Consider the following 19,759-nt stretch of genomic DNA (forward strand, 5'->3'; position numbering starts at 1 on the left):
CTCCTTAAAAGTTTCTCACTCTTCACTCTAACCGTCCTTTACTTCTTATACACCACCATGTAATGGAAAGTTGCGCAAATCTGCCCCGTTTCCTGAATCATTGAAAATTACCTTGAATCCGTGTTTTAGTCCGGATTGAGCGTAGATCGGAAACATGCTTCTCCCCACTACAGTTACATTCCGACACGACAAAACCCAGTACCTAAGGGCACTGGGTTTGGCGTTACGCCAGATACGCTTCCCGCACCTGCGGGTTGGCGAGCAAGGTCTTCGCATCGTCCTTGAGAATGATCTCCCCCGTCTGGATGACGTAGCCGCGATGGGCTACGGACAGGGCCTGGTTGGCGTTTTGCTCCACCAGGAGAATAGTCGTTCCTTCACGATTCAGCTCCGTGACGATTTCAAAAATCTGTTCTACCAGAATCGGCGCCAGCCCCATCGACGGTTCATCCAGCATGAGGATTTTGGGCTTCATCATCAGACCGCGGGCGATCGCCAGCATCTGCTGCTCCCCGCCGGACATCGTTCCGCCTTTTTGGCTGATCCGCTCTTTGAGCCGCGGGAAGTATTGGAAGGCGCGTTCGATCCCTTCCTGAATCAAATGTTTATCCTTCGTAAAGAAAGCGCCCATTTCGAGATTTTCCTGCACCGTCAGCTTGGGAAAAATGCGTCGTCCTTCTGGAACGTGAGCGATCCCCAACATAGCAATGTCATGCGTTTTCATCTGGGTGATGTCTTTTCCGTCAAAAATGATCTTTCCTTCACGCGCCCGCGTCTGTCCGCAAATCGTCTTCAGCGTGGTAGACTTGCCCGCCCCATTCGAACCGATCAGGGTGACGACCTCGCCTGGATTGACGCTGATCGACAGGCCTTTGAGCGCGTGGATACCGCCGTAAAAGGTATGAACGTTTTGCAGTTCCAACAATGCCATATCCTTGCCTCCTCCTAGGACACTTCCGTAGCGCTTTTTCCAAGGTACGCCTCGATGACGCTGGGGTTGTTGCGGATTTGCTCTGGTGTCCCCTCGGCGATCTTGCGTCCGTAGTCCAGCACGTGAATGTATTCACTCAAGCCCATGACCAGCTTCATGTCATGCTCGATCAGGATGATGGTCAGATCCAATTCTTTTTTCAGGAGGCGGATAAACTCGGTCATCTCTACCGTTTCCCGCGGGTTCATTCCCGCTGCGGGCTCATCGAGCAGGATAATCTGCGGATTGGTTGCCAGCGCACGAGCGATTTCCAGCCTGCGCTGCAATCCGTACGGCAGGCTGCCCGCCGCTTCGTTGGCGATATGCTCAATTCCTACATATTCCAGCAGCTGATAGGCCTCGACACGTGCCTTCTCTTCTTCTTCGCGAATGCGCTTGGTGTTGAACAGAATCCCGAGAAGCCCTGCCGACAAACGGCTATGCGTCCCGACCATGACATTTTCCAAAGCAGTCATCTGTTTGAACAGACGAATATTTTGAAAGGTCCGGGTAATTCCCCTCGTCGCGATCTGATCAGGGCGAAGTCCCTTGATGCTCTTGCCTGCCAGCAAAATTTCCCCTTCGTCCGGCTCGTAAAAACCCGTAATCATATTAAAAAAGGTAGTCTTGCCCGCCCCATTTGGACCGATCACGGCTGTGATGCTTCCTTTTTCAATCTTGATCGTCACGTCCTGATTGGCGACGAGACCGCCAAAACGCTTGGTCAATCCCACTGCTTCCAATATTGCCATGTTGGCTCCCTCCCTCTTCGCTACGATTGTTTAGTAGATGACGATTGAGAAAGCTTGCTCAAAATTCCCAATTTGCCACTGCTAAACGGACTTGATTTGATCGCACCGAGATCGTTGGTTTTCCTTTTTGCCGGAATCAAGCCGTTGGGACGATACAAGGCCACGAAGATCAGCATGATCCCGAACACCAGACGCTGGAATTTGGAAGGGTCCAACTGGTTGGGCAGGTTGATGATGCCGGATTGCTGCAAGGAATGCAGGAAGTTGGAGAATTCCTTCAAAAGCTGTACCTGCAAGAGTGTGACAAAAGCAGCGCCGAGGATTACTCCAGGTATGCTACCGCTTCCACCGAGAATGACCATGACGAGAATCCCGATCGACTCCATCAGCGTAAACGAAGTAGGGTCAATAAAGGTTTGCTTGGCTGCAAAAATGACTCCGACTACCCCTGCGAAGGATGCTCCGGTCGCGAAAGCAGCCAGCTTGGTATTCAAAAGCGAGATTCCCATCGACTGCGCTGCCAACTCGTCTTCGCGGATCGCGATCCAAGCTCTGCCCAGCCGGGAATGTTCAAAGCGGATGTTCGCCAGGACGATGAAGGCGATGATAAACAGCACTATAAAATAAAAGTAAAACGGCGTCCCCATCTTGATGCCAAACAGCTCCGGTGCCGGGATCGGCGTGATGCCCTGCGGCCCGTTGGTAATGTTGATCGGCTTATCCAGGTTGTTGAAGACAATGCGGATGATTTCGCCAAACCCAAGTGTTACGATTGCCAGGTAGTCTCCCTTTACCCGCAAGACCGGAAGCCCCAATAAGATGCCGAATATGGCGGCGACGATCAGTCCCACGATGAGGAAAGGCCAGAACCAGTCCCCGGACAAGGGAAACAGATTGCCGGCGATAAATTCGTTCGCCTGCGATGTCGAGAAAATTGCGTACGCATACGCCCCTGCCGCAAAGAAGGCTACGTAGCCCAGGTCCAGCAATCCCGCGAATCCGACGACGATGTTCAGTCCCAGCGCCATCGCTACGTAAATCCCAACCTGTGATGCCACTTCCATATAATAGCGGTTTTCTCCAGCCACCAGCGGGATGATCACGATCAGCACCAAGGCCCCGATGGCAAGTTTGATCTTGTTGCTCGTATTCGTAAAATACAGCAGGACAATCGATGAAAGAATACCGAGAAACGAGAGAACTGATTTATCCAAAAAGTGCAATAATAGGGAAAATACCGCGATCCAGATCAACGTTACATAGAGCGGAATTCCTTTGAATGATTTCCAGACCAGGTTTGCCATGAGATTCACCTACACTTTCTCTTTCACAGCTTCGCCAAACAGCCCTTCCGGCTTGAAGAGAAGCACGAGGATTAGAATACTGAACGCAAACACGTCTTTGTACTCGGCGCCAAACGCCTGGTTGGTCAAAGGTCCCATATACGCTCCTGCGAGGGACTCCAGCATCCCGAGCAAGACGCCGCCTACCATCGCGCCGCGCAGGTTGCCGATTCCGCCCAATACTGCAGCAGTAAATGCCTTCATGCCGAGAATAAAACCGATGTACGGATCAATGGTTCCGTAATTCTGGGCAAACAATACCCCGGTAGCCCCACCAAGGCTGGAGCCGATCAAAAATGTAAGCATAATTACCTTGTCAACGTTTATGGTCATCAGCGAGGCCGTACTTGGATCCAGGGCTACAGCACGCATGGCGATTCCCCATTTTGTCTTGCCAATAAACAGCGTCAATGCAATCATCAAAACAATGGCCAGAATGATGACTACCAAGCCTTTAATCGGAATGGTCGCGATGCCAAAAACAGAAACGGTTCCCGAAAACAATACGGGCGTATTCAGGTAAAATTCATTACGTGCAATCGCTTCGGTAAAACGCACAACGTCCTGCAGCAAAAAGGAGACCCCAATGGCTGAAATCAAAGGGACCAGTCGCGGAGCCCCTCGAAGCGGCCGATAGGCAAGCCGTTCTATCCCCACACCCAACGCTCCGGTCAATATCATCGTGATGATGAGCGTCATGAATAGGGCAACGTATGGATTCATGCCCTCCAACGCACCGATCGCGTCTGTAATCAACAGCACCTCTGTCCCCACAAAGGCACCAACCATGAAAATTTCTCCATGAGCAAAGTTGATAAATTCCAAAATCCCGTACACCATCGTATAGCCTAGCGCAACGACAGCGTACATAAAACCGAGTGTCAAACCGTCTACCAACACTTGAGGCAAAATGCTAAGCAGCATGCTTTCCCATCCCTCATTCCTTTGTAAACTTGTCGTTCGATTCTGCTGCTCCGATGGCCACATTTCAGAACTGCCCGACAATTCCCGGCCCAGACTCTGAAGCTCCATGAAGGAGGGGCGAACACTCTCGTGCCGCCCCTAGCTGGATGAGGCCTGTCGCTACGTGAATTCTGGGGTGAATGGGTCCATCATGTGAATGATTCGGCTTTTTCCCGGCGTAACCTGAATAGGCAAGATTCGCTGCCTAGCCGCAGATAAACGTCTGAGCTGTGAGTGTTTTCTTGTGAAATTGAATCCCCCTTTTGTTCACCTAAAAACTCTCAACGATCTCCTCTGCAAATCAAGTTGCGGGTTTTTTTCTATCTTCTTTAATAGGACTTAAGGTAGATATAGCTTGGTTATTCTTTATTGTAAAATAAATTAGAAAATTTACAAGAGAAAAAATATATTTTCCAATCACATATTCGTTCGATACATCAACTCTCCTAAAATGATCAATTGAACTCAAATGAATATATCAATGCTTTGCAATACTAAAGCGTCACAATCCCTATTCAAGAGGAAGAGAGGAATGTACGATTCTGCCTGTCTTTACGTCTACGATCCCCTCTGCTGTCAATCTGGCGTAGGGAAGATGCGTAGAGGAGAAGAACAGCATCGAATAGATCGGATCGAGATGCTCATGCCCTTTCTCGCGCAGCAGATCGATCAGCTCCTCCGCCCGACAGATGATTTCTTCCATCGGAGCAGGTGAGAATTTGCCTGCAAGCGGCAAGGGGCATTCCCAGACGATTTTTCCCTTATCGATGAGCACAACGCCCCCGCCCATCTCCCGAACCCTGTCCAACGCTTTGACCATTGCCTGCTGGTCCCGCCCGATCACGAGCCACTCTCCGGAAGCCGTGTACGTGCTGGCCAAGCCCTCCAGATGATGACCGAAGCCCGACAGAACCGCCTGTGTCTTCCGTTTCCCGACAGGATCGATCGCCACGATCATAGCGAGACTCGGATCATGCCCAAGCGAGATCATGCCCTTTTCATCGGTCGGAAATGACTGCATCCGCAATCGGGTAATCACCGCGCTTGGCATCTCGATGACAGGTGTCTCTTTCGCTTCCTGCCGGATCGAAAACCACTCTGCCTTTGTTTGCTGATCAAGAATGTCCACTGGCGGAAAGGTATACATTTCCCAGTCAGGCGTTACAGTCGGGATCAACAAAGTGCCGTTCTCCGCTGCGCGTCGGCCATTCGCGATCACCAGCTCTGGTGTCGGCTCATCCTCTGCAGAGAGCAGCAGCAGATCGGCGATCCTGCCTGGAGCAATCCCTCCTACTTCCCCATCGATACCGTAGTAAACAGCAGGATTCAGCGTCGCCATTACATAGGCTTCGATTGGCGGCATCCCCGCTTCGATGGCAAGACGAATGGTATAATCCATCAACCCGTGACGATACAGCGGCGGTGTGCTTCCGTCCGAGGTCAGCATCATTCGCGGCGACCACGGCAGCCCCAGTTCCTTCCACCCGCGGACCAAATCCGGCAAATCAGGGCGAATGGAGGAATGACGGAGCGTCGCATACATGCCCAAGCGCAAGCGATGCAACAGGTCTTGAGCACGAATCCCTTCATGGCATGCGGTAACTCCCGCGGCGGCAGCCGTGTTCAACGTCTCGACCGACGCCCCGGGATGGTGGCCTTCCATTCGTTTTCCCAGATCACCCGCATGCTTCAAGCCAAACAGGATCTCTTCCGATTCGGCCAGCACGCCATGCCAGTCCGTCAGTTCTCCTCCCTGGATCACCAGAGGATGCTCCAGCATGCGCGCCAAGCCTTGCTTTGTATAATGCGGGTGAGGTTTTCCCGTCTGCGGGTCCAGTCGCGCCCAGAAAAACGATTTCACCGGGTGCGCGGAGAGGGAGGACAGCATGTGATCCACCTGCTCCATCGGCAAATTCATCAGCATCATCGTGTCTGAGACCAGCATCGTCGTTCCGCGCTGCAAGGCAAAATCAGCCAAGGTGTACGGATTGTACCACTGAAAAGGATGTGCATGCGGTTCGATATAGCCTGGAACCAGGAATTTCCCTTGCGCCTCGATTATCTCCGTATGTTCATCTGCAAGTGGCTCCTGCTCCCCGACGTAAGCGATCCGCTCCCCCGCGAGACAGACATGCAGAGCCAGCCATTCTTTTGTATATACGTTCAGGACTTGCGCTCCCCTGATCCACATGGTGGCGGGCACTTTCCTTCGCGAGACTCGTATCAATTGAAGATGCGCCTCATCTGTAATCTTTCTTACACGCATGCCCGATCACTCCTCCGCTGTCATCTGTATGTTCTGAATAGTCGTTCATCTCCTATTGCTTTCGCCACAAATAGGACAATCCCTTTCCACAACTTCCTTCCCTTGAAACAATTACCATGTCTGCATCCCTTGGTCCCAACAAAGACTAGGCTATATAACAGGCATATTACAGGAGGCAGACCAAACATGCGCAGAAACGTGGGTACTACAGACGCGATGATTCGTATAACGGCTGGATTACTGGGGCTTGCCTATGGTGTGGGCAGAATGAGCAAACGACCTCACCGTACTCCCTGGCTCTTGATGTCCTTGTCCGCGATGAAGGTGGCAGAGGGTGTAACCCGCTTTTGCCCTATGTACGCAGCGATAGGGATGAACTCCACTGGAGAAAAAGGCGAAAGCGGCAATTTGATGGACAGAATTAAGAAATCAAGTATTCAGGCTGTCATGAATCAGGTGACAGGCGGCTCGAACCGCACAGAGAGCAATGTAAATGAAACGACGGCTGCCCAAATGACGCATCGTGAACCGGAACTCACTGCTGAAGACCGAAAAATAGAAGAAGCGGTTCGTGACTTCGTCAATGAATCGTCGGATGCGAAGTCGGCCGTAGCCGGGACTGATCGAAAAAATCGCTCTGACCATTACAGCCATGATGAACATCGATACCCTACCTACTCTTAGGGGGCGATACCTTTGTTAGTTGGACCAGCTCTGTATGAATGGTTGTCACACAATCTTTTTGATATCGCGATGATCGCAGCCGTCATTATTGCCTTGATCTACGCTGGTTTTACCATCAGCCGCAAAAAAGGCAGATACCGCCAGTAGAAGCTGGTGGTTTTTTTCTTTTCAAATTTAATTGCTCCACATATAATTGTCATAGCAAGTAAATATACAGGCAAAGGAGAACTTGAATTGACGGATAAAACCCGTGACGAGTCCATGGGCTTTTACATTGGCAACATGTACCGCAGAATGGTGCAGCACACCTCTGTCCAGCTTCGTCCTTTTGACATCACGATCGAGCAATATGCCATTCTGTTTCAATTGTGCAAAAGCGACGGCATCAACCAAAAGGAGCTCGCCCTGCGCACCTCCAAGGACCAGCCTACCATTACCCGCATTCTGGACGTCCTCGGCCGCAAGGGGTTGGTCGAAAAAAAGATGTGTCAAAATGACCGCCGGGCCTTTTTGATCAGCGTTACAGCCAAAGGACGCGAGTTGATGGAGCAGGCCATCCCCGTAGAAAATAAAGCCCTTGAGCAGGTATTTGAGGGAATCGAGCCCGAGCAGCTGGAATGGCTGAAGCAAATAGCGATGCACTGTATCGCCAACATCGATAGACATACAATCGAATAGGAGTGACCATTTTGAATGAAGAAAAACAAGAACAGCTGTGGACGAAGGATTTTATCCTGATCACGATAAGCAATTTGCTCCTGTTCTCGACAGTGCAAATGCAGGCGACCACCTTGCCTGCTTACGTCAAGGAGGCCTATCATGCCAATGATTTCGTAGCTTCTCTCGTGATTACCCTGTTTAATATTTGTGCGATTCTGTCCCGCATGTACACCGGGGAAGCGATCAAAACCAAAAGCAGCAAGCTGCTCGCCGCAATAGGGCTTCTCATCGCCAGCCTCGCGATGCTCGGCTACTATTTCAGCGCCACCATCGCCCTGTTGATCTTCCTGCGGGCCCTGTTCGGAATCGGGTTTGGATTGGGCAGCACGACTTTTGCCACCTTGGTATCCAATGCGGTTCCCCCCAAACGAATCGGCGAAGGAATGGGGTATTTCGGGTTGTCTGTCAGTCTTGCTTTGGCCCTTGGGCCCATCGCGGGAATTACCCTGCTCGGCGAATTCGGTTTTTCCACCATGGTATTTGCTGCGATCGGGATGGTTGTCATCTCCCTCCCGCTGCTGTTTGGCACCAAAACACAGCCGAAACCTGCTCCCGCCAGTCCGGATCAGCAGATACGTGGGATGAGACGCTATTTTGACCGCAAGATTTTGCTTCCAACGATTTTGAACACCATCGTAGCCATCACTTACGGCGGATTGATGAGCTTTTTGGTTTTGTATGGAAGAGAGGCAAATCTCGCCAACGTCAGCTGGTACTTTTTCTGCAACGCAATCGCCATCGTTCTGGTTCGGCCGCTGTCTGGCAAGCTGTTCGACCGGAAGGGGCATATGGCCGTCCTGCCGCTGGGAGCCTTGTTTGTGTTCATCGGCCTGATGATTCTCTCCTTCACGAATAATAACTTTCTTCTCTTCACCTCAGCCGCTTTTTATGGGATGGGATACGGATTTCTCCAACCCGCGATCCAGGCCTGGATGGTGAAGGTCGTGGAGCCCGAACAACGCGGAATGGCCAATGCAGTCTTTTTGAGCACGATCGACCTTGGGATCGGGATCGGTTCCCTGCTGCTGGGCGCTATCGTAACCTACTCCAGTTACAGCGCCATGTATCGTTGGTCAGCCGTGTTCATGCTGTTATTTTTAGTCATTTACTTCATTTCTTATGTAAAAGGAAAAAAAGCCGCCAAAGAACAGCAAGTGGCAGCTTGATGAACAGAAGCCTTGTCACCTGAAACTCAGTCAGGTGCAAGGCTTCTTTGTTTTCAGGCATATGAGAGACGAACAGAGCCAAGAGAGCGAGCAGCAGAATGATTTTGGTGAGCCATTCAACCTCCCGATGACCGGCCCGCTGCTGTGCACTCTTGACTGCCGCTTCTGCGCCGCTTTGCAGACGCTTGCTCAATTGCCTGTCCATAACCAATTTCCTCGTGAAGGCCAGAATCATGAGAAGGCTCGCGGCAAAATGCCAGTAGGAGAGGGGCAAGCCTGCCAAGAGGCGAACCATATCCAGCAGAAAGAGACCGACGCTTCCTCCCATAGCATACAGATTGTAGCGATTCCAGGACTGGATCGACAGATGTTCCACGGTGGTGATCAGTTCCGGATTGCCGCTTGCCGTCGAGATCCGCAGCAAGACTGGGCGAACACACGCCGCCAAGATGATTCCTCCCCCTAAAATGAGTGCCAGACATAAGCTATCAAGCGCAAGTCCGATGATCGAAAGCATCCATCTTCCTCCTTAATTTCCTAAGTTGGTCAACCAACCAATTTCTATTGAAAAAATAGCCTCCCTTTTCTTCTCTGGAAGGACCATTTTTTCGTGTCACTCTGATTCTTGAAGGGAGCTGGCCATCTTTTCCAAAACGAGGTAGGCCCGATCGATATCAAAGTCTGGATTCAACATCTTCTGCAAGGCCAACCCGTCAAAGCAAGCGAGCAGAATGGCAGCGACGGCAGCGACATCCTCCTCCTCGGCATTCGGCATCATCGGTGTCAATAAGTGGGAAATGCCGCTTTGTCCGTTGTCGATAATCTGATTTACTTTCTCAGCAAAATGAGGGTTGCGCAGGCCGATGGCAAATAGCTCATAGCGAAGCCGATACCAGTCTGGATGCTTCTGTACCCGTTCTTTCGTTGCTTGCATGGCTGACTCGGCGAGCTGTCCCTCGGGAACGGCTTGCTTCAAGGCTTGCATATCGCGGGTGTATTGATGAGAGGCTTCCAGCACCACATCGGACAAAACCTCCTCCTTGTTTTGGAAGTAATAATGGACCAGTCCGGACGTAATGCCAGCTTCTTTGGCGATCTCCTTGATAGAGGCTTTTTCATATCCCTTCTCGGCAAACAATTTGGAGGCCGCTTCGACGATTTTTTGCTTTTTATCCTGCTTCACAGTTGATCCCTTCTTTTTTGGTTGGTTGACCAATTTATTTTGAATATACTCCATCCACACGCTGTTTGCAAGGGAAAAAGGAATGCAAAAACCCTGACAACCGACGACTGGCTGTCAGGGCTATTATGCGGATTATTCCCCGTTGCGTATGGCACGGGCTGCGATGTCCGTACGATAGTGGGCTCCCTCGAATGAAATCTTGCGGGCAACTGCGTATGCTGCTTCACGTGCCTTTTCCAAATTCTCTCCGGTGCTGGTGACGCCAAGTACGCGGCCGCCGCTGGTGACGATGCCCTCAGGCACAGCCTTGGTGCCTGCGTGGAACACCGTGACAGGCTCCTCGACCTGCTCCAGGCCATGGATCGGCGCACCCTTCGGATATTCGCCAGGATAGCCGGGAGCAGCCATGACGACGCAGACTGCGCTTTCCTTTTTCCAGGTGACATCGAGCGAAGCCAGCTCTCCGCTGACCGTCGCGAGGAAAATCTCCAGCAGGTCGGTCTCCAGCAAGGGCAGGATGACCTGTGTTTCCGGGTCGCCAAAACGGGCGTTGAACTCGACGACTTTCGGTCCCTCGGAAGTAATCATCAGGCCGGTATACAGAACTCCCTTGAACGGAATGCCGTCTGCCGCCATTCCTTTTGCCATCGGCTTCACAACCGTCTCCACGATCTCGTTCACGAGCTCGGCAGACATCTGCGGGACCGGTGCATACGTCCCCATGCCGCCCGTATTGGGCCCCTGATCATCATTGAAGACACGCTTGTGATCCTGGGAGGTGATCATTGGCTTGACAGTCTCCCCATCTACGAAAGACAGCAGAGACAATTCCTCTCCGCGCATGCATTCCTCGATGACTACGCGGGCTCCGGCGTGGCCGAAGATGTTCTCCTGCATGATCTGGTGCAGAGCCTCTTCCGCTTCTTCCAACGTCTCGGCTACAACGACGCCTTTTCCCGCCGCCAAGCCATCTGCCTTGACGACAATCGGAGCGCCTTGCTCGCGAACGTAGGCAATGGCCGATTCGTAGTCCAGGAAGGATTCATAAGCAGCTGTCGGGATGTTGTAGCGTTTCATCAGGCTTTTGGCAAAGGATTTGCTGCCTTCAATCTTGGCCGCATGGGAGCTTGGTCCGAAGATGGGCAGATTGCGCTCCTGGAAAAAATCGACGATGCCGCCGAGCAGAGGATCCTCCGGGCCGACAACAGTCAGATCGATGCCTTCGTCTTTGACAAACTGGGCCAGAGCGGCAAAGTCATGGACGTCGATGGGCGCATTGGTTGCGATCTGGGCCGTTCCTCCATTCCCCGGTGCGCAGTACACCTTTTCCACCCGAGGGCTTTGCAGCAGCTTCCAGGCAATGGTGTGCTCGCGTCCTCCACTGCCGACGATCAAAACATTCATGTTCTTTCCTCCTGTGTTAGAGGTTCCGCGCTCTCTTCTAGTGTTTGAAATGGCGTGTGCCGGTAAAAATCATGGTAATGCCGAAACGATTGCAGGCATCGATGGATTCCTGGTCACGAACCGATCCGCCCGGCTGAATGATGGCTTTTACTCCTGCCTGTGCGGCTGCCTCTACTGTATCAGGCATTGGGAAGAACGCATCCGATGCGAGAACAGATCCCTGAGCGTTCGCTCCTGCCTGCTCAATGGCGATTTTGGCGGCCCCGACGCGGTTCATTTGACCCGCACCTACGCCGATGGTCATGTTTCCTTTTGCCAGCACGATCGCATTGGACTTCACATGCTTGACGACCTTCCAGGCAAATTTCAACTGCGCCAATTCCTCCGCAGTCGGTTGACGCTCCGTGACTACGCGAATTTCCTCATCCTGCAATTGCTTCAAATCGTAATCCTGCACCAGGGCACCTCCTGCCACTGGAGCGATGCGGAACAGGTTGTCTGTATTTGGTTCCGGCTGGTTCAGAGTCGGAATGCGCAACAGACGTAAGTTCTTCTTCTCCATCAGCACCGCCAAAGCCTCTTCGGTAAAATCAGGAGCGAGAATAATTTCGAGGAAGGTCTCTTTCAACATCAGGGCTGTATCGCGGTCAATGCTGCGATTCGCCGCGACGATGCCTCCGAAAATAGAGACTGGATCTGCTTCGTATGCCTTTTGATAGGCTTCCCGAATATCCGCGCCAATCCCGACACCGCATGGATTGGAGTGTTTGATGGCGACGACAGCTGGCTGATCGAATTCACGCACGATGGCCAAGGCAGCGTCAGCGTCATTGATATTGTTGTAGGAGAGCTCTTTTCCGTGCAATTGCTCGGCATAGGCGATGCTTGCCCCTGCAGCCAGCGGAGTGCGGTAAAAAGCTGCGCGCTGATGCGGATTCTCCCCGTAACGCAAATCTTGTGCTTTTTCATAGGTGACGGTATAGCTTTCGGGAAGCAGTTCTCCCACCTGCTCGCTCAGATAGCGGGAGATTAGGGCGTCATAAGCTGCGGTATGACGGAATACCTTGGCTGCCAAACGACGGCGCGTCTCCAGCGTAGTATCCTGCCCTGCCTCAATCTCTGCCATAACCTGTTCGTAATCATCGGTATCGACAACAACGGTCACGAAGGCATGATTTTTCGCCGCAGAGCGCAGCATCGTCGGTCCGCCGATATCGATATTTTCGATTGCTTCAGCGAAGGTTACGTCCGGCTTGGCAATTGTCTGTTTGAATGGATAGAGATTGACGACGACCAGATCGATGGTTTCGATGTTCAGCTCTTCCAGTTGCTTTTGATGAGCTTCGTTGTCGCGCACGGCCAGAAGACCGCTGTGGATGTTGGGATGAAGCGTTTTGACGCGTCCGTCCAGGATTTCCGGAAAGCCGGTCACTTCGGATATTCCGATTACGGGCACACCCGCTTCTTTCAGGAGTGCAGCCGTACCTCCCGTGGAGATGATTTCCACTCCGGCAGCAGCCAGACGACGGGCGAATGGAATCAATCCAGTTTTGTCCGATACGCTGATTAACGCTTTTTTGACACTCACAGTTAGGACCTCCTGACATTTATAAAAAGAAATGGTGAACCGAATAAAACACGAACATTCCTCTATTATTAAATCATAATTGTACGCTTTTATCAAGAATCTCCTCAGAAACGTCAAGGAGGCAAAAACAGACAAAGCCGCGATTGCCTGGCAGCAAATCGCGACTGAATCCATGCCTATCGAAATCAGGTTTTACCGTTTTTTCTTTCTTCCACTCGAGAGCTTTTTCACCCTCTGGGCCAGCGACAAATGGCTGCTTTTCCCGTTCGCTCGCGATACACTGCTTTTTTTGCCGCTCTTTCCTTTTACGTCTCTTGGAAGCATTTTGCCCAGTTCATCCAGTGAGAGTTTCTTGCCGCTTTGCATTTGGTTCTTTACTCTTTCCTTGGTTTCCTCCGGTACATCCAGCCCCATATTTGACAATTCGCTGAGAACCGAATCGATATTTTTTCCGTCCTTCGGCATCTTTTCGGCAAGCTTCATGATGTCGGAAAGCGTCCATTCCCGCCCGGTCCGCTGGCTTAGCTTGCCCAGCAGATCACCAATAATATCCCCGCTCATTGGGCCCCTCCTCTTCATTGGCTTCCCTCTACTCTATGTCGGAAGGGGCTGTTTGGTTTTCCCGCTGTCCACCCAATTCTGCGCTACGGGATTCGATTATTCGTATTTAGCCAAGACCTCCCGGAGGATCTGCTTCATCTCGTCTATCAGCGCCTGCGGCTTTATTACAGTCGCTTCTTTTCCCAAGCTGAGAAAAAAGTGGGCAAAATACGAGATCTCACTTTCCGGAACTTCCTGCTCCATCCAGCCGCTGCCATCAGGATGAAGATGAACACGGGGGGCGTGGGCGGGCCATAGTTCGGCTTCGCAGCGCTGGACGCCGATTTTGGTCAGCTCCACGTAAAAGAGGACATCCTTTCGCTGCCGTTTGCTAAACGATTCCCAGTTCCCCAAATGAATATGCCGATGGTCCAATGGACTCGCGTCTTCTGCGATCTCGACCGCATCCATGCGATCACAGCGAAACAATCGAAAGTCCTCGCGCAAAAAGCAATAGGCGGGACAGTACCAAAACCCGTTGCTGGCGTAGATGCCGACCGGCTGGATCAGGCGGCAGGACTCCCCATCGCGGGGTACTGCATACGGATTACTTGCTGGAAAATAGCCGCTTCGAGAAGCAGGGACAGGTGCTGTGATTCCTTCTGTCGGGTCGGGGCGAAAAAGTCCACGCGGTTCTTCATCTGATCGATGCGGTCTCTGACGTCGCCCGGCATGTAGTAGTAAAATTTATTCAGCGCAGAGCTGGATTCTGTCTCAAATGGAAGCGATGGGTAGTGGCGCAAGGAATGGCTGGCAAAAAACATGGCGACTGCCTCTTCCTCCGTGAACGCGATGGGGGGAAGAATTCTTTCCTTCAACACCTGATAGCCCCCGTGAGGCCCTACCTCCGAATACAAGGGGACCCCCAGTTCGCTTAGCTCCTGCAAATCCCGCAGGATCGTCCGGGGCGAGACATCGAATTGATTGGCAAGCTCTTTGACCGTAAATTTGCGCATCCGATTGACGGTCATCATCAGCTCCATCAGTCGTTTGGACTTGGACATGGCAAGCATCCGCACCTTTTTCATCGTGATTATGACAATAGCTGTCACTATTATACGCTAGAGTTAAGACAGGCAAAGCCCCTAATCAAACGAAATGGAGTGATTGTTCATGGAAGCAACGAAGGAACTGAAAGATTTGCTGTTTGAGGAATTGGAGCTGATCGTTCGTACTACCGCAGGTTTGGTCCGGAAGATTTCTCCGCAGGATTGGGAATTCAAGCCGCGTGAAAACATGCGCACGATACGCGAGCTCGTTTCCCACCTCGTCGCCATTCCGGCTGTAGATCTGCTGATCCTTCAAGAGACAAATCAGGACGACGTTCGGGCTCTTGAAGCGACTTTTGACCAGGAACATGATCCGGAAGTTTTGCTCGATCGCATGCAGCAGGGATTGCTGGCTTTGAGGGCGTATATGGAAAACTTGAGCGAGGAAGATTTTTTGCACAAGAAAACCACTCCCTTTTACCTTCCTGACCACGGCGTTGCCCAGGCGAAGTGGCTGATCGAGATCACCACCCATGCCCAGCATCATCGCGGACAGCTTTTTACCTATCTGAAAACGCTTGGATATGAGATCAATATGTTTGACTTGTACTAAATGCAAAGGGGAATTCCTTCATGGCAACGACTTCACCCAAACTCCCATTGACTCCCGAAGAAAGAAAGCAATTGCGGGCGGCCAAGCTTACCTTGAGACAGATTCCTGCACTAGAAGCGGAGGAGCTTGCGAAAACCCTGCAGGTATCGCAAGAAAGAGCGAGATACTTGCGGGCGCTGGCGGAATTTCAAACCATCCCCTCGATTGGTCCCAGAGTGGCTGAAGGGGTAGTCTCCCTCGGTTTCTATTCGCTGGAGGAAATTAAAAATGAGGATGGCGCCGATTTGATCAATCGCTATGAGTTGATGCTGGGCTATTGGGAGGACCCTTGTCTGGAGGACTGCTTTCGCTGTATCGTTCATCACGCCAATCATCCGGAATCTGAGAAGAATTGGTTTGACTTTACTGCGGAGCGCAAGCGGTATCGGGCTGAGCACGGGTATCCTGCTTCTAGGCCCGGTATTGCTTGGTATGAGCTTAAAAAGATGCCGTAAGGTGCCTTTTCATTTTGCTGTCATCGATCTGTAGTGGAGATGAGGAAAAAGGAGAAAACGCTCAGGCGGGTTGGGATCTTTGCTGGGGGCCATCCCTGGCCGCCTCCCACTCCAAAGGCGGAACCGCGGCCAAAAGCAGCCGTCTCGGGGATGAAAAATCAGGGTTGTCCGCTAAATACGTGTTCCGCCTTTTCCGTTCCCGGCTTGGTTGAGATCCCAAATGCCTTCGCTTTTTTCTCCTTTTTCCTCTACCACTTTTGATCGGTCGACAAGCTGTTTTTTGTAGGCTTCTCCTTGATTTATCGTGTGATAACAAATCATATTGGAAGACAAATCAAATGGCAGTTTGGAACATGGTAATTTCGTTCCATTCTGCCACTTCATATTGCCTTTACGTAATTGCCACCTTAGGCCAAAATATATACCTTTACTGGAGTTGATCCGAATGTCTGGCCAAAATCAAGATACGAATTGGATAGGTGTTGAACAGTACTATCCTGCTACCCTATTTGAGCTTAAAAAGGGAACTAGATATTCACTACTACTGACTTTCCAAAACCCACTTAAGAAAGAAGACGAGTTGGTCTTGCCTTCTTTTCTGTCCAACTGGACATATGGCGAGAATCGGTTTATTAAACCATTTAAACTCTTAAAATGTGATTTAGGGTTACAGACAGTATATGTAGAGTATGAGATTGTTCGTAAAAACCGAAACCTTGACGAGATCAAGCTCCTACTGATAGATTTTTTGGCGGTTTACGAAGTTTCAGGCAACCCAATTGTCGATGTTGAAGATGAACACATTACTGGGTAACTTACCAGAATTACCGTTTTGTTAAGTTAGCCTTCCTCTATCTGGAAATACTTTGAGCTTGGGGTGATCCATATGAAGAAGGTTGTTAAAGCAAAAATTAAATGGCTAACTGCTGAACAAGGTGGACGTACTACTCCTCTGGGCTTCGGTTTTCGTTACTGTCCAATTGTCGAGTTTGAAACTAAAGATAAAACTGGTGATACTTGGAGCGCTGATATCATCTGGCATTCCGAGATTGGTACTGATCTAACTACCATTGCAGATTTCTCATTCTTTTCTGAGGAAGCACCTTTTGAATTATTAGCCCCAGGAAGCAAATTCAATTTATATGAGGGTAGCAGGCACGTTGCTATCGGTTACCTACTGTAGGCGCTTAACAACATAAGTACTGTGTTAAATGCATAATTTCCCAATTTAACCCATTTTTTGATATCATGATCTATAGGCTGCAAATTTTAACTACTTGCGGTCAACTCTAATCAATTAGAGGTGATTCTTGGAATGGGTCCAATCATAGGATTTGCAATATTACTACTTATTGCAGTTATTTGTTATCTCGCGGTAGAACGATTAATTGAACGCAGTCTAAAAATCAAGAGTTTCCTTGTAACTGCAGTACTTAAAACGATCGTACTTGTAATAATCGGTATGTTGTTCTTTCAGTACTTGCCAATATTTGGCAATATGTTTCCTTAGTACACAACACATTTAGTAAAAAGCAACTGAAGAATTTGCGTACTTGTTAAATGTTCGATGATTTAGAAAATGGAAATTAGGTGGTTCATTGCGTAAATACTTCCTCTTAACAGTCGGTGTTCTATGGACAATCAATGCTTTTTGGAAAATATTCAGCGGTAACTCCTCCAGTATTGAACTTGTAGCATGGTTCATCGGAGCTATCGGTTTTTCTCTTTCCGGTATTACTATGTTCAAACGAGCGAGAGATAAATCTTGTTGACCCACTGAACATACTAAGCACTGTGGTAAATTTCCATAATAGTTTGGTATTATCAGGAAATACATATGTTAACTTCTGAAAATGAGGTGCTTTAATTGAGGTGGTTCTTTTCGCCTGAGAAGAAAAAATATAAGTATGTTGTAAAAGCTGTTGCCTTTTCCTCCCTCATAAATCTTGTGTGTTTCTTTATCGTCCCAGTGTTGTCGGGACTACTTCTTACCTACTTCTATACACCTGATGTCATTGATGCGTATAACGACGTTGAATATTTGCAAAACGAAGTAAGTTTTGGTTTCGTTCAGAGACCGGGTAATGCCGAAATGTTAGTTCCTTTTTTTCTTGGTTTAGTTGCCTATTTTATTCTACTTTTTGTGGTTCAAAAGATTAAAAGATAATTGGTACCGGAAATTTCTAAGCTCCTTTACATAATTGAGCTTGTGTTAAAAAAGTTCATTTCTCAATATTTTGCCCGTTGGCTTTAAACCGGATCAATTATTTACTTTTTCAGTCTAAAACAATATTTTCAATGAACATTTGGATCATAAAAAAAGAGGGTACGGCACTTATGCCTCCCTCTGTTCGTTTTACTGTGTAATTTGTACAAAACGACCATCCCGTCTTACTCTATCAGCCAAAAGCCAGCCGATGACCTCGACCAAGAGGCCGTGCTCGACCTGATGAATGCGAGCTGCGAGCGTATCTGGCGTATCGCCTTCCTCCACTGGTACAGGAAGCTGGGCGATGATCGGTCCGGTGTCGAGTCCGGCATCTACGAAATGAACCGTTACCCCAGTAACCTTTACCCCGCAGGCGAGTGCCTGACCGACGGCGTCCTTGCCTGGGAAAGCGGGCAAAAGTGACGGGTGCAGATTGATGATGCTGCCTTCATAGTCCTTGAGCAGCGTCTCGCCGATCAGACGCATGTAGCCGGCCAGAACGATCAGGGTAATGTCGCGTTTTTGCAGTTCTGCCACGATTTCGGCTTCGAAAGCAGCTTTTCCCGCATAGGCTTTGGGGTCAAACACGAAGGTTTCTACACCCAGACGTGCCGCACGCTCCAATACCTTGGCACCCGGCTTGTCGCAGACGAGGAGGGCAATTTCAGCTCCGCTCAGCCTTCCTGCCTGCACGGCCTGTACGATGGCCTCGAAGTTGGAGCCGCTGCCTGAGGCAAAAATGGCTACTCTTCTCACCATTCCACCCCGTTGTACACGACTTTTCGCTCCCCGGCGGCGATATGTCCGATCCGATATGGCTGCTCACCCAATTGCTGCAGGTGCGCCATCACAGCGTCTGCATCCTCTGCCTTGACGACGAGCATCATGCCGATCCCCATGTTGAAGGTTTTGTACATATCGGGATAGGAAATGTCGCCTGCCTCCTGGACCAGTTGGAAAATCGGCAGGACAGGCCAGGAGCCGACTTCGATCACCGCTTGCGTACCTTCGGGAAGGACGCGCGGAATGTTTTCGGTAAAGCCACCGCCAGTGATGTGGGCCAAAGCCTTGACCGGATGCTTTTCCAGAACGGAGAGAACCTGCTTCACATAGATGCGGGTAGGAGTCAGCAGTTCCTCACCCAGCTTTTTGCCGAGAGCGTCTACATGCTCATGCAAAGACATGCCTTTATCGGCGAGCAGGACTTTGCGCACAAGCGAGAAGCCGTTGCTGTGCACACCGCTGGAAGCAAGCCCGATCAGCACATCTCCGGCAGCGACACCTGCTCCGGTAATCATCTTGGGCTCGTCGACGACACCGACTGTAAAGCCTGCGATATCGTACTCGCCCTCCGCGTACATGCCAGGCATCTCAGCCGTCTCCCCGCCGATCAGGGAGCAGCCTGCCTGGGAGCAGCCTTCGGCGATTCCTTTGACGATCGCTTCGATTTTTTCCGGGATGACTTTGTCTACCGCCAGATAATCGAGGAAAAAGAGCGGCTCCGCACCTTGCACGACGACGTCATTGACACACATCGCTACAGCGTCGATCCCGATGGTATCATGCTTTTCCATCGCGAAAGCAAGCTTGAGCTTGGTTCCAACTCCATCGGTCCCCGATACCAGCACCGGCTTTTCATATTTCTTCGTGTCCAGGCGAAATAAGGCGCCGAATCCCCCCAGATCGGTCATCACTTCCGGGCGAAATGTCCGCTTGACGTGCTTTTTCATTCGTTCGACGGCTTCATTCCCGGCGTCGATGTCTACCCCTGCTTGCTTGTATGCTTCACTCATCGTTTCTCCCCCTAAGAGGTGT

The 19,759-nt window shown here is 50.6% G+C and carries 21 protein-coding genes and 1 pseudogene; 9 read left to right on the plus strand and 13 right to left on the minus strand.

The annotated features are described in order from the left end of the window. Positions 1–223 precede the first annotated feature (223 nt). From T458_RS39420 to T458_RS39440, 5 genes are all read right to left on the minus strand, one after another. Complete coding sequence (locus T458_RS39420; RefSeq protein WP_023556562.1) at positions 224–931, minus strand: ABC transporter ATP-binding protein; 708 nt, start codon at positions 929–931, stop codon at positions 224–226. Positions 932–945: 14 nt separating this feature from the next. After that, positions 946–1,722: an ABC transporter ATP-binding protein gene (locus T458_RS39425; protein WP_023556563.1), complete on the minus strand. Its 777-nt coding sequence runs from the start codon at positions 1,720–1,722 to the stop codon at positions 946–948. Between the two features lie 20 nt (positions 1,723–1,742). Beyond that, positions 1,743–3,026: a branched-chain amino acid ABC transporter permease gene (locus tag T458_RS39430; RefSeq protein ID WP_031305684.1), complete on the minus strand. Its 1,284-nt coding sequence runs from the start codon at positions 3,024–3,026 to the stop codon at positions 1,743–1,745. 9 nt (positions 3,027–3,035) lie between these two features. After that, entirely contained in the window at positions 3,036–3,989 is a 954-nt protein-coding gene (locus T458_RS39435; protein WP_023556565.1) for a branched-chain amino acid ABC transporter permease, read from the minus strand. A 550-nt stretch (positions 3,990–4,539) separates the two neighbouring features. Continuing rightward, positions 4,540–6,294 carry an adenine deaminase C-terminal domain-containing protein gene (locus T458_RS39440; protein ID WP_023556566.1) on the minus strand — a complete coding sequence of 585 codons (1,755 nt, stop codon included), beginning with the start codon at positions 6,292–6,294 and terminating at the stop codon, positions 4,540–4,542. A 186-nt stretch (positions 6,295–6,480) separates the two neighbouring features. On the opposite strand from T458_RS39440, the gene T458_RS56455 reads away from it, so the two are divergent. From T458_RS56455 to T458_RS39450, 4 genes are all read left to right on the plus strand, one after another. Beyond that, positions 6,481–6,978, plus strand: a complete 498-nt coding sequence (locus T458_RS56455; protein WP_023556567.1) for a YgaP family membrane protein — start codon at positions 6,481–6,483, stop codon at positions 6,976–6,978. Positions 6,979–6,990: 12 nt separating this feature from the next. After that, complete coding sequence (locus T458_RS57770) at positions 6,991–7,125, plus strand: EYxxD motif small membrane protein (RefSeq protein WP_023556568.1); 135 nt, start codon at positions 6,991–6,993, stop codon at positions 7,123–7,125. Between the two features lie 87 nt (positions 7,126–7,212). Further along, complete coding sequence (locus tag T458_RS39445; RefSeq protein WP_023556569.1) at positions 7,213–7,656, plus strand: MarR family winged helix-turn-helix transcriptional regulator; 444 nt, start codon at positions 7,213–7,215, stop codon at positions 7,654–7,656. An 11-nt stretch (positions 7,657–7,667) separates the two neighbouring features. Further along, complete coding sequence (locus T458_RS39450; RefSeq protein ID WP_023556570.1) at positions 7,668–8,864, plus strand: MFS transporter; 1,197 nt, start codon at positions 7,668–7,670, stop codon at positions 8,862–8,864. Here the strand turns inward: T458_RS39450 and T458_RS0128750 are convergent. From T458_RS0128750 to T458_RS39475, 6 genes and pseudogenes are all read right to left on the minus strand, one after another. Then, positions 8,809–9,381 (minus strand): hypothetical protein, encoded by a 573-nt coding sequence (locus tag T458_RS0128750; protein WP_023556571.1) that lies wholly within the window; start codon positions 9,379–9,381, stop codon positions 8,809–8,811. The genes T458_RS39450 and T458_RS0128750 overlap by 56 nt on opposite strands. Before the next feature lie 96 nt (positions 9,382–9,477). After that, a complete protein-coding gene (locus tag T458_RS39455) occupies positions 9,478–10,047 on the minus strand; it encodes a TetR/AcrR family transcriptional regulator (protein ID WP_023556572.1) in 570 nt (189 codons plus the stop codon). A gap of 132 nt (positions 10,048–10,179) precedes the next feature. After that, entirely contained in the window at positions 10,180–11,451 is a 1,272-nt protein-coding gene (purD, locus tag T458_RS39460) for a phosphoribosylamine--glycine ligase (protein ID WP_023556573.1), read from the minus strand. A gap of 37 nt (positions 11,452–11,488) precedes the next feature. Then, positions 11,489–13,039, minus strand: a complete 1,551-nt coding sequence (gene purH / locus T458_RS39465; protein ID WP_023556574.1) for a bifunctional phosphoribosylaminoimidazolecarboxamide formyltransferase/IMP cyclohydrolase — start codon at positions 13,037–13,039, stop codon at positions 11,489–11,491. A gap of 192 nt (positions 13,040–13,231) precedes the next feature. Next, positions 13,232–13,600: a hypothetical protein gene (locus tag T458_RS39470; RefSeq protein WP_023556575.1), complete on the minus strand. Its 369-nt coding sequence runs from the start codon at positions 13,598–13,600 to the stop codon at positions 13,232–13,234. Between the two features lie 96 nt (positions 13,601–13,696). Further along, positions 13,697–14,643: pseudogene (locus tag T458_RS39475) on the minus strand (helix-turn-helix transcriptional regulator). Between the two features lie 109 nt (positions 14,644–14,752). Between T458_RS39475 and T458_RS39480 the strand changes: the two are divergent. The 5 genes from T458_RS39480 (at position 14,753) to T458_RS57910 (ending at position 17,902) form a co-directional block, all read left to right on the plus strand. Beyond that, a complete protein-coding gene (locus tag T458_RS39480; protein WP_023556576.1) occupies positions 14,753–15,241 on the plus strand; it encodes a DinB family protein in 489 nt (162 codons plus the stop codon). Between the two features lie 20 nt (positions 15,242–15,261). Further along, positions 15,262–15,735 carry a helix-hairpin-helix domain-containing protein gene (locus T458_RS39485; protein ID WP_023556577.1) on the plus strand — a complete coding sequence of 158 codons (474 nt, stop codon included), beginning with the start codon at positions 15,262–15,264 and terminating at the stop codon, positions 15,733–15,735. Positions 15,736–16,180: 445 nt separating this feature from the next. Next, positions 16,181–16,549, plus strand: a complete 369-nt coding sequence (locus tag T458_RS39495) for a hypothetical protein (RefSeq protein ID WP_023556579.1) — start codon at positions 16,181–16,183, stop codon at positions 16,547–16,549. A 72-nt stretch (positions 16,550–16,621) separates the two neighbouring features. After that, complete coding sequence (locus T458_RS39500; protein WP_023556580.1) at positions 16,622–16,918, plus strand: hypothetical protein; 297 nt, start codon at positions 16,622–16,624, stop codon at positions 16,916–16,918. Positions 16,919–17,683: 765 nt separating this feature from the next. Further along, entirely contained in the window at positions 17,684–17,902 is a 219-nt protein-coding gene (locus T458_RS57910; protein ID WP_354702689.1) for a hypothetical protein, read from the plus strand. Positions 17,903–18,091: 189 nt separating this feature from the next. Here the strand turns inward: T458_RS57910 and purN are convergent, their stop codons facing one another. Continuing rightward, positions 18,092–18,703 carry a phosphoribosylglycinamide formyltransferase gene (gene purN, locus T458_RS39515; protein WP_023556583.1) on the minus strand — a complete coding sequence of 204 codons (612 nt, stop codon included), beginning with the start codon at positions 18,701–18,703 and terminating at the stop codon, positions 18,092–18,094. Further along, the gene (gene purM, locus T458_RS39520) at positions 18,697–19,737 is read right to left on the minus strand and encodes a phosphoribosylformylglycinamidine cyclo-ligase (RefSeq protein WP_023556584.1); all 1,041 of its coding nucleotides are present in this window, start codon (positions 19,735–19,737) and stop codon (positions 18,697–18,699) included. The genes purN and purM overlap by 7 nt, the downstream gene beginning before the upstream one ends. Positions 19,738–19,759 lie beyond the last annotated feature (22 nt).

The organism is Brevibacillus panacihumi W25, from assembly GCF_000503775.1.
Lineage (GTDB): Bacteria > Bacillota > Bacilli > Brevibacillales > Brevibacillaceae > Brevibacillus > Brevibacillus panacihumi_A.

Excerpts from the sequence above, each read along its gene's own strand:
- T458_RS39420 (WP_023556562.1), bottom strand. The coding sequence starts at position 931 with ATGGCATTGTTGGAACTGCAAAACGTTCATACCTTTTACGGCGGTATC.
- T458_RS39425 (WP_023556563.1), bottom strand. The coding sequence starts at position 1,722 with ATGGCAATATTGGAAGCAGTGGGATTGACCAAGCGTTTTGGCGGTCTC.
- T458_RS39430 (WP_031305684.1), bottom strand. The coding sequence starts at position 3,026 with ATGGCAAACCTGGTCTGGAAATCATTCAAAGGAATTCCGCTCTATGTA.
- T458_RS39435 (WP_023556565.1), bottom strand. The coding sequence starts at position 3,989 with ATGCTGCTTAGCATTTTGCCTCAAGTGTTGGTAGACGGTTTGACACTC.
- T458_RS39440 (WP_023556566.1), bottom strand. The coding sequence starts at position 6,294 with ATGCGTGTAAGAAAGATTACAGATGAGGCGCATCTTCAATTGATACGA.
- T458_RS56455 (WP_023556567.1), top strand. The coding sequence starts at position 6,481 with ATGCGCAGAAACGTGGGTACTACAGACGCGATGATTCGTATAACGGCT.
- T458_RS0128750 (WP_023556571.1), bottom strand. The coding sequence starts at position 9,381 with ATGCTTTCGATCATCGGACTTGCGCTTGATAGCTTATGTCTGGCACTC.
- purD (WP_023556573.1), bottom strand. The coding sequence starts at position 11,451 with ATGAATGTTTTGATCGTCGGCAGTGGAGGACGCGAGCACACCATTGCC.
- T458_RS39470 (WP_023556575.1), bottom strand. The coding sequence starts at position 13,600 with ATGAGCGGGGATATTATTGGTGATCTGCTGGGCAAGCTAAGCCAGCGG.
- T458_RS39480 (WP_023556576.1), top strand. The coding sequence starts at position 14,753 with ATGGAAGCAACGAAGGAACTGAAAGATTTGCTGTTTGAGGAATTGGAG.
- T458_RS39485 (WP_023556577.1), top strand. The coding sequence starts at position 15,262 with ATGGCAACGACTTCACCCAAACTCCCATTGACTCCCGAAGAAAGAAAG.
- T458_RS39495 (WP_023556579.1), top strand. The coding sequence starts at position 16,181 with ATGTCTGGCCAAAATCAAGATACGAATTGGATAGGTGTTGAACAGTAC.
- T458_RS39500 (WP_023556580.1), top strand. The coding sequence starts at position 16,622 with ATGAAGAAGGTTGTTAAAGCAAAAATTAAATGGCTAACTGCTGAACAA.
- purN (WP_023556583.1), bottom strand. The coding sequence starts at position 18,703 with ATGGTGAGAAGAGTAGCCATTTTTGCCTCAGGCAGCGGCTCCAACTTC.
- purM (WP_023556584.1), bottom strand. The coding sequence starts at position 19,737 with ATGAGTGAAGCATACAAGCAAGCAGGGGTAGACATCGACGCCGGGAAT.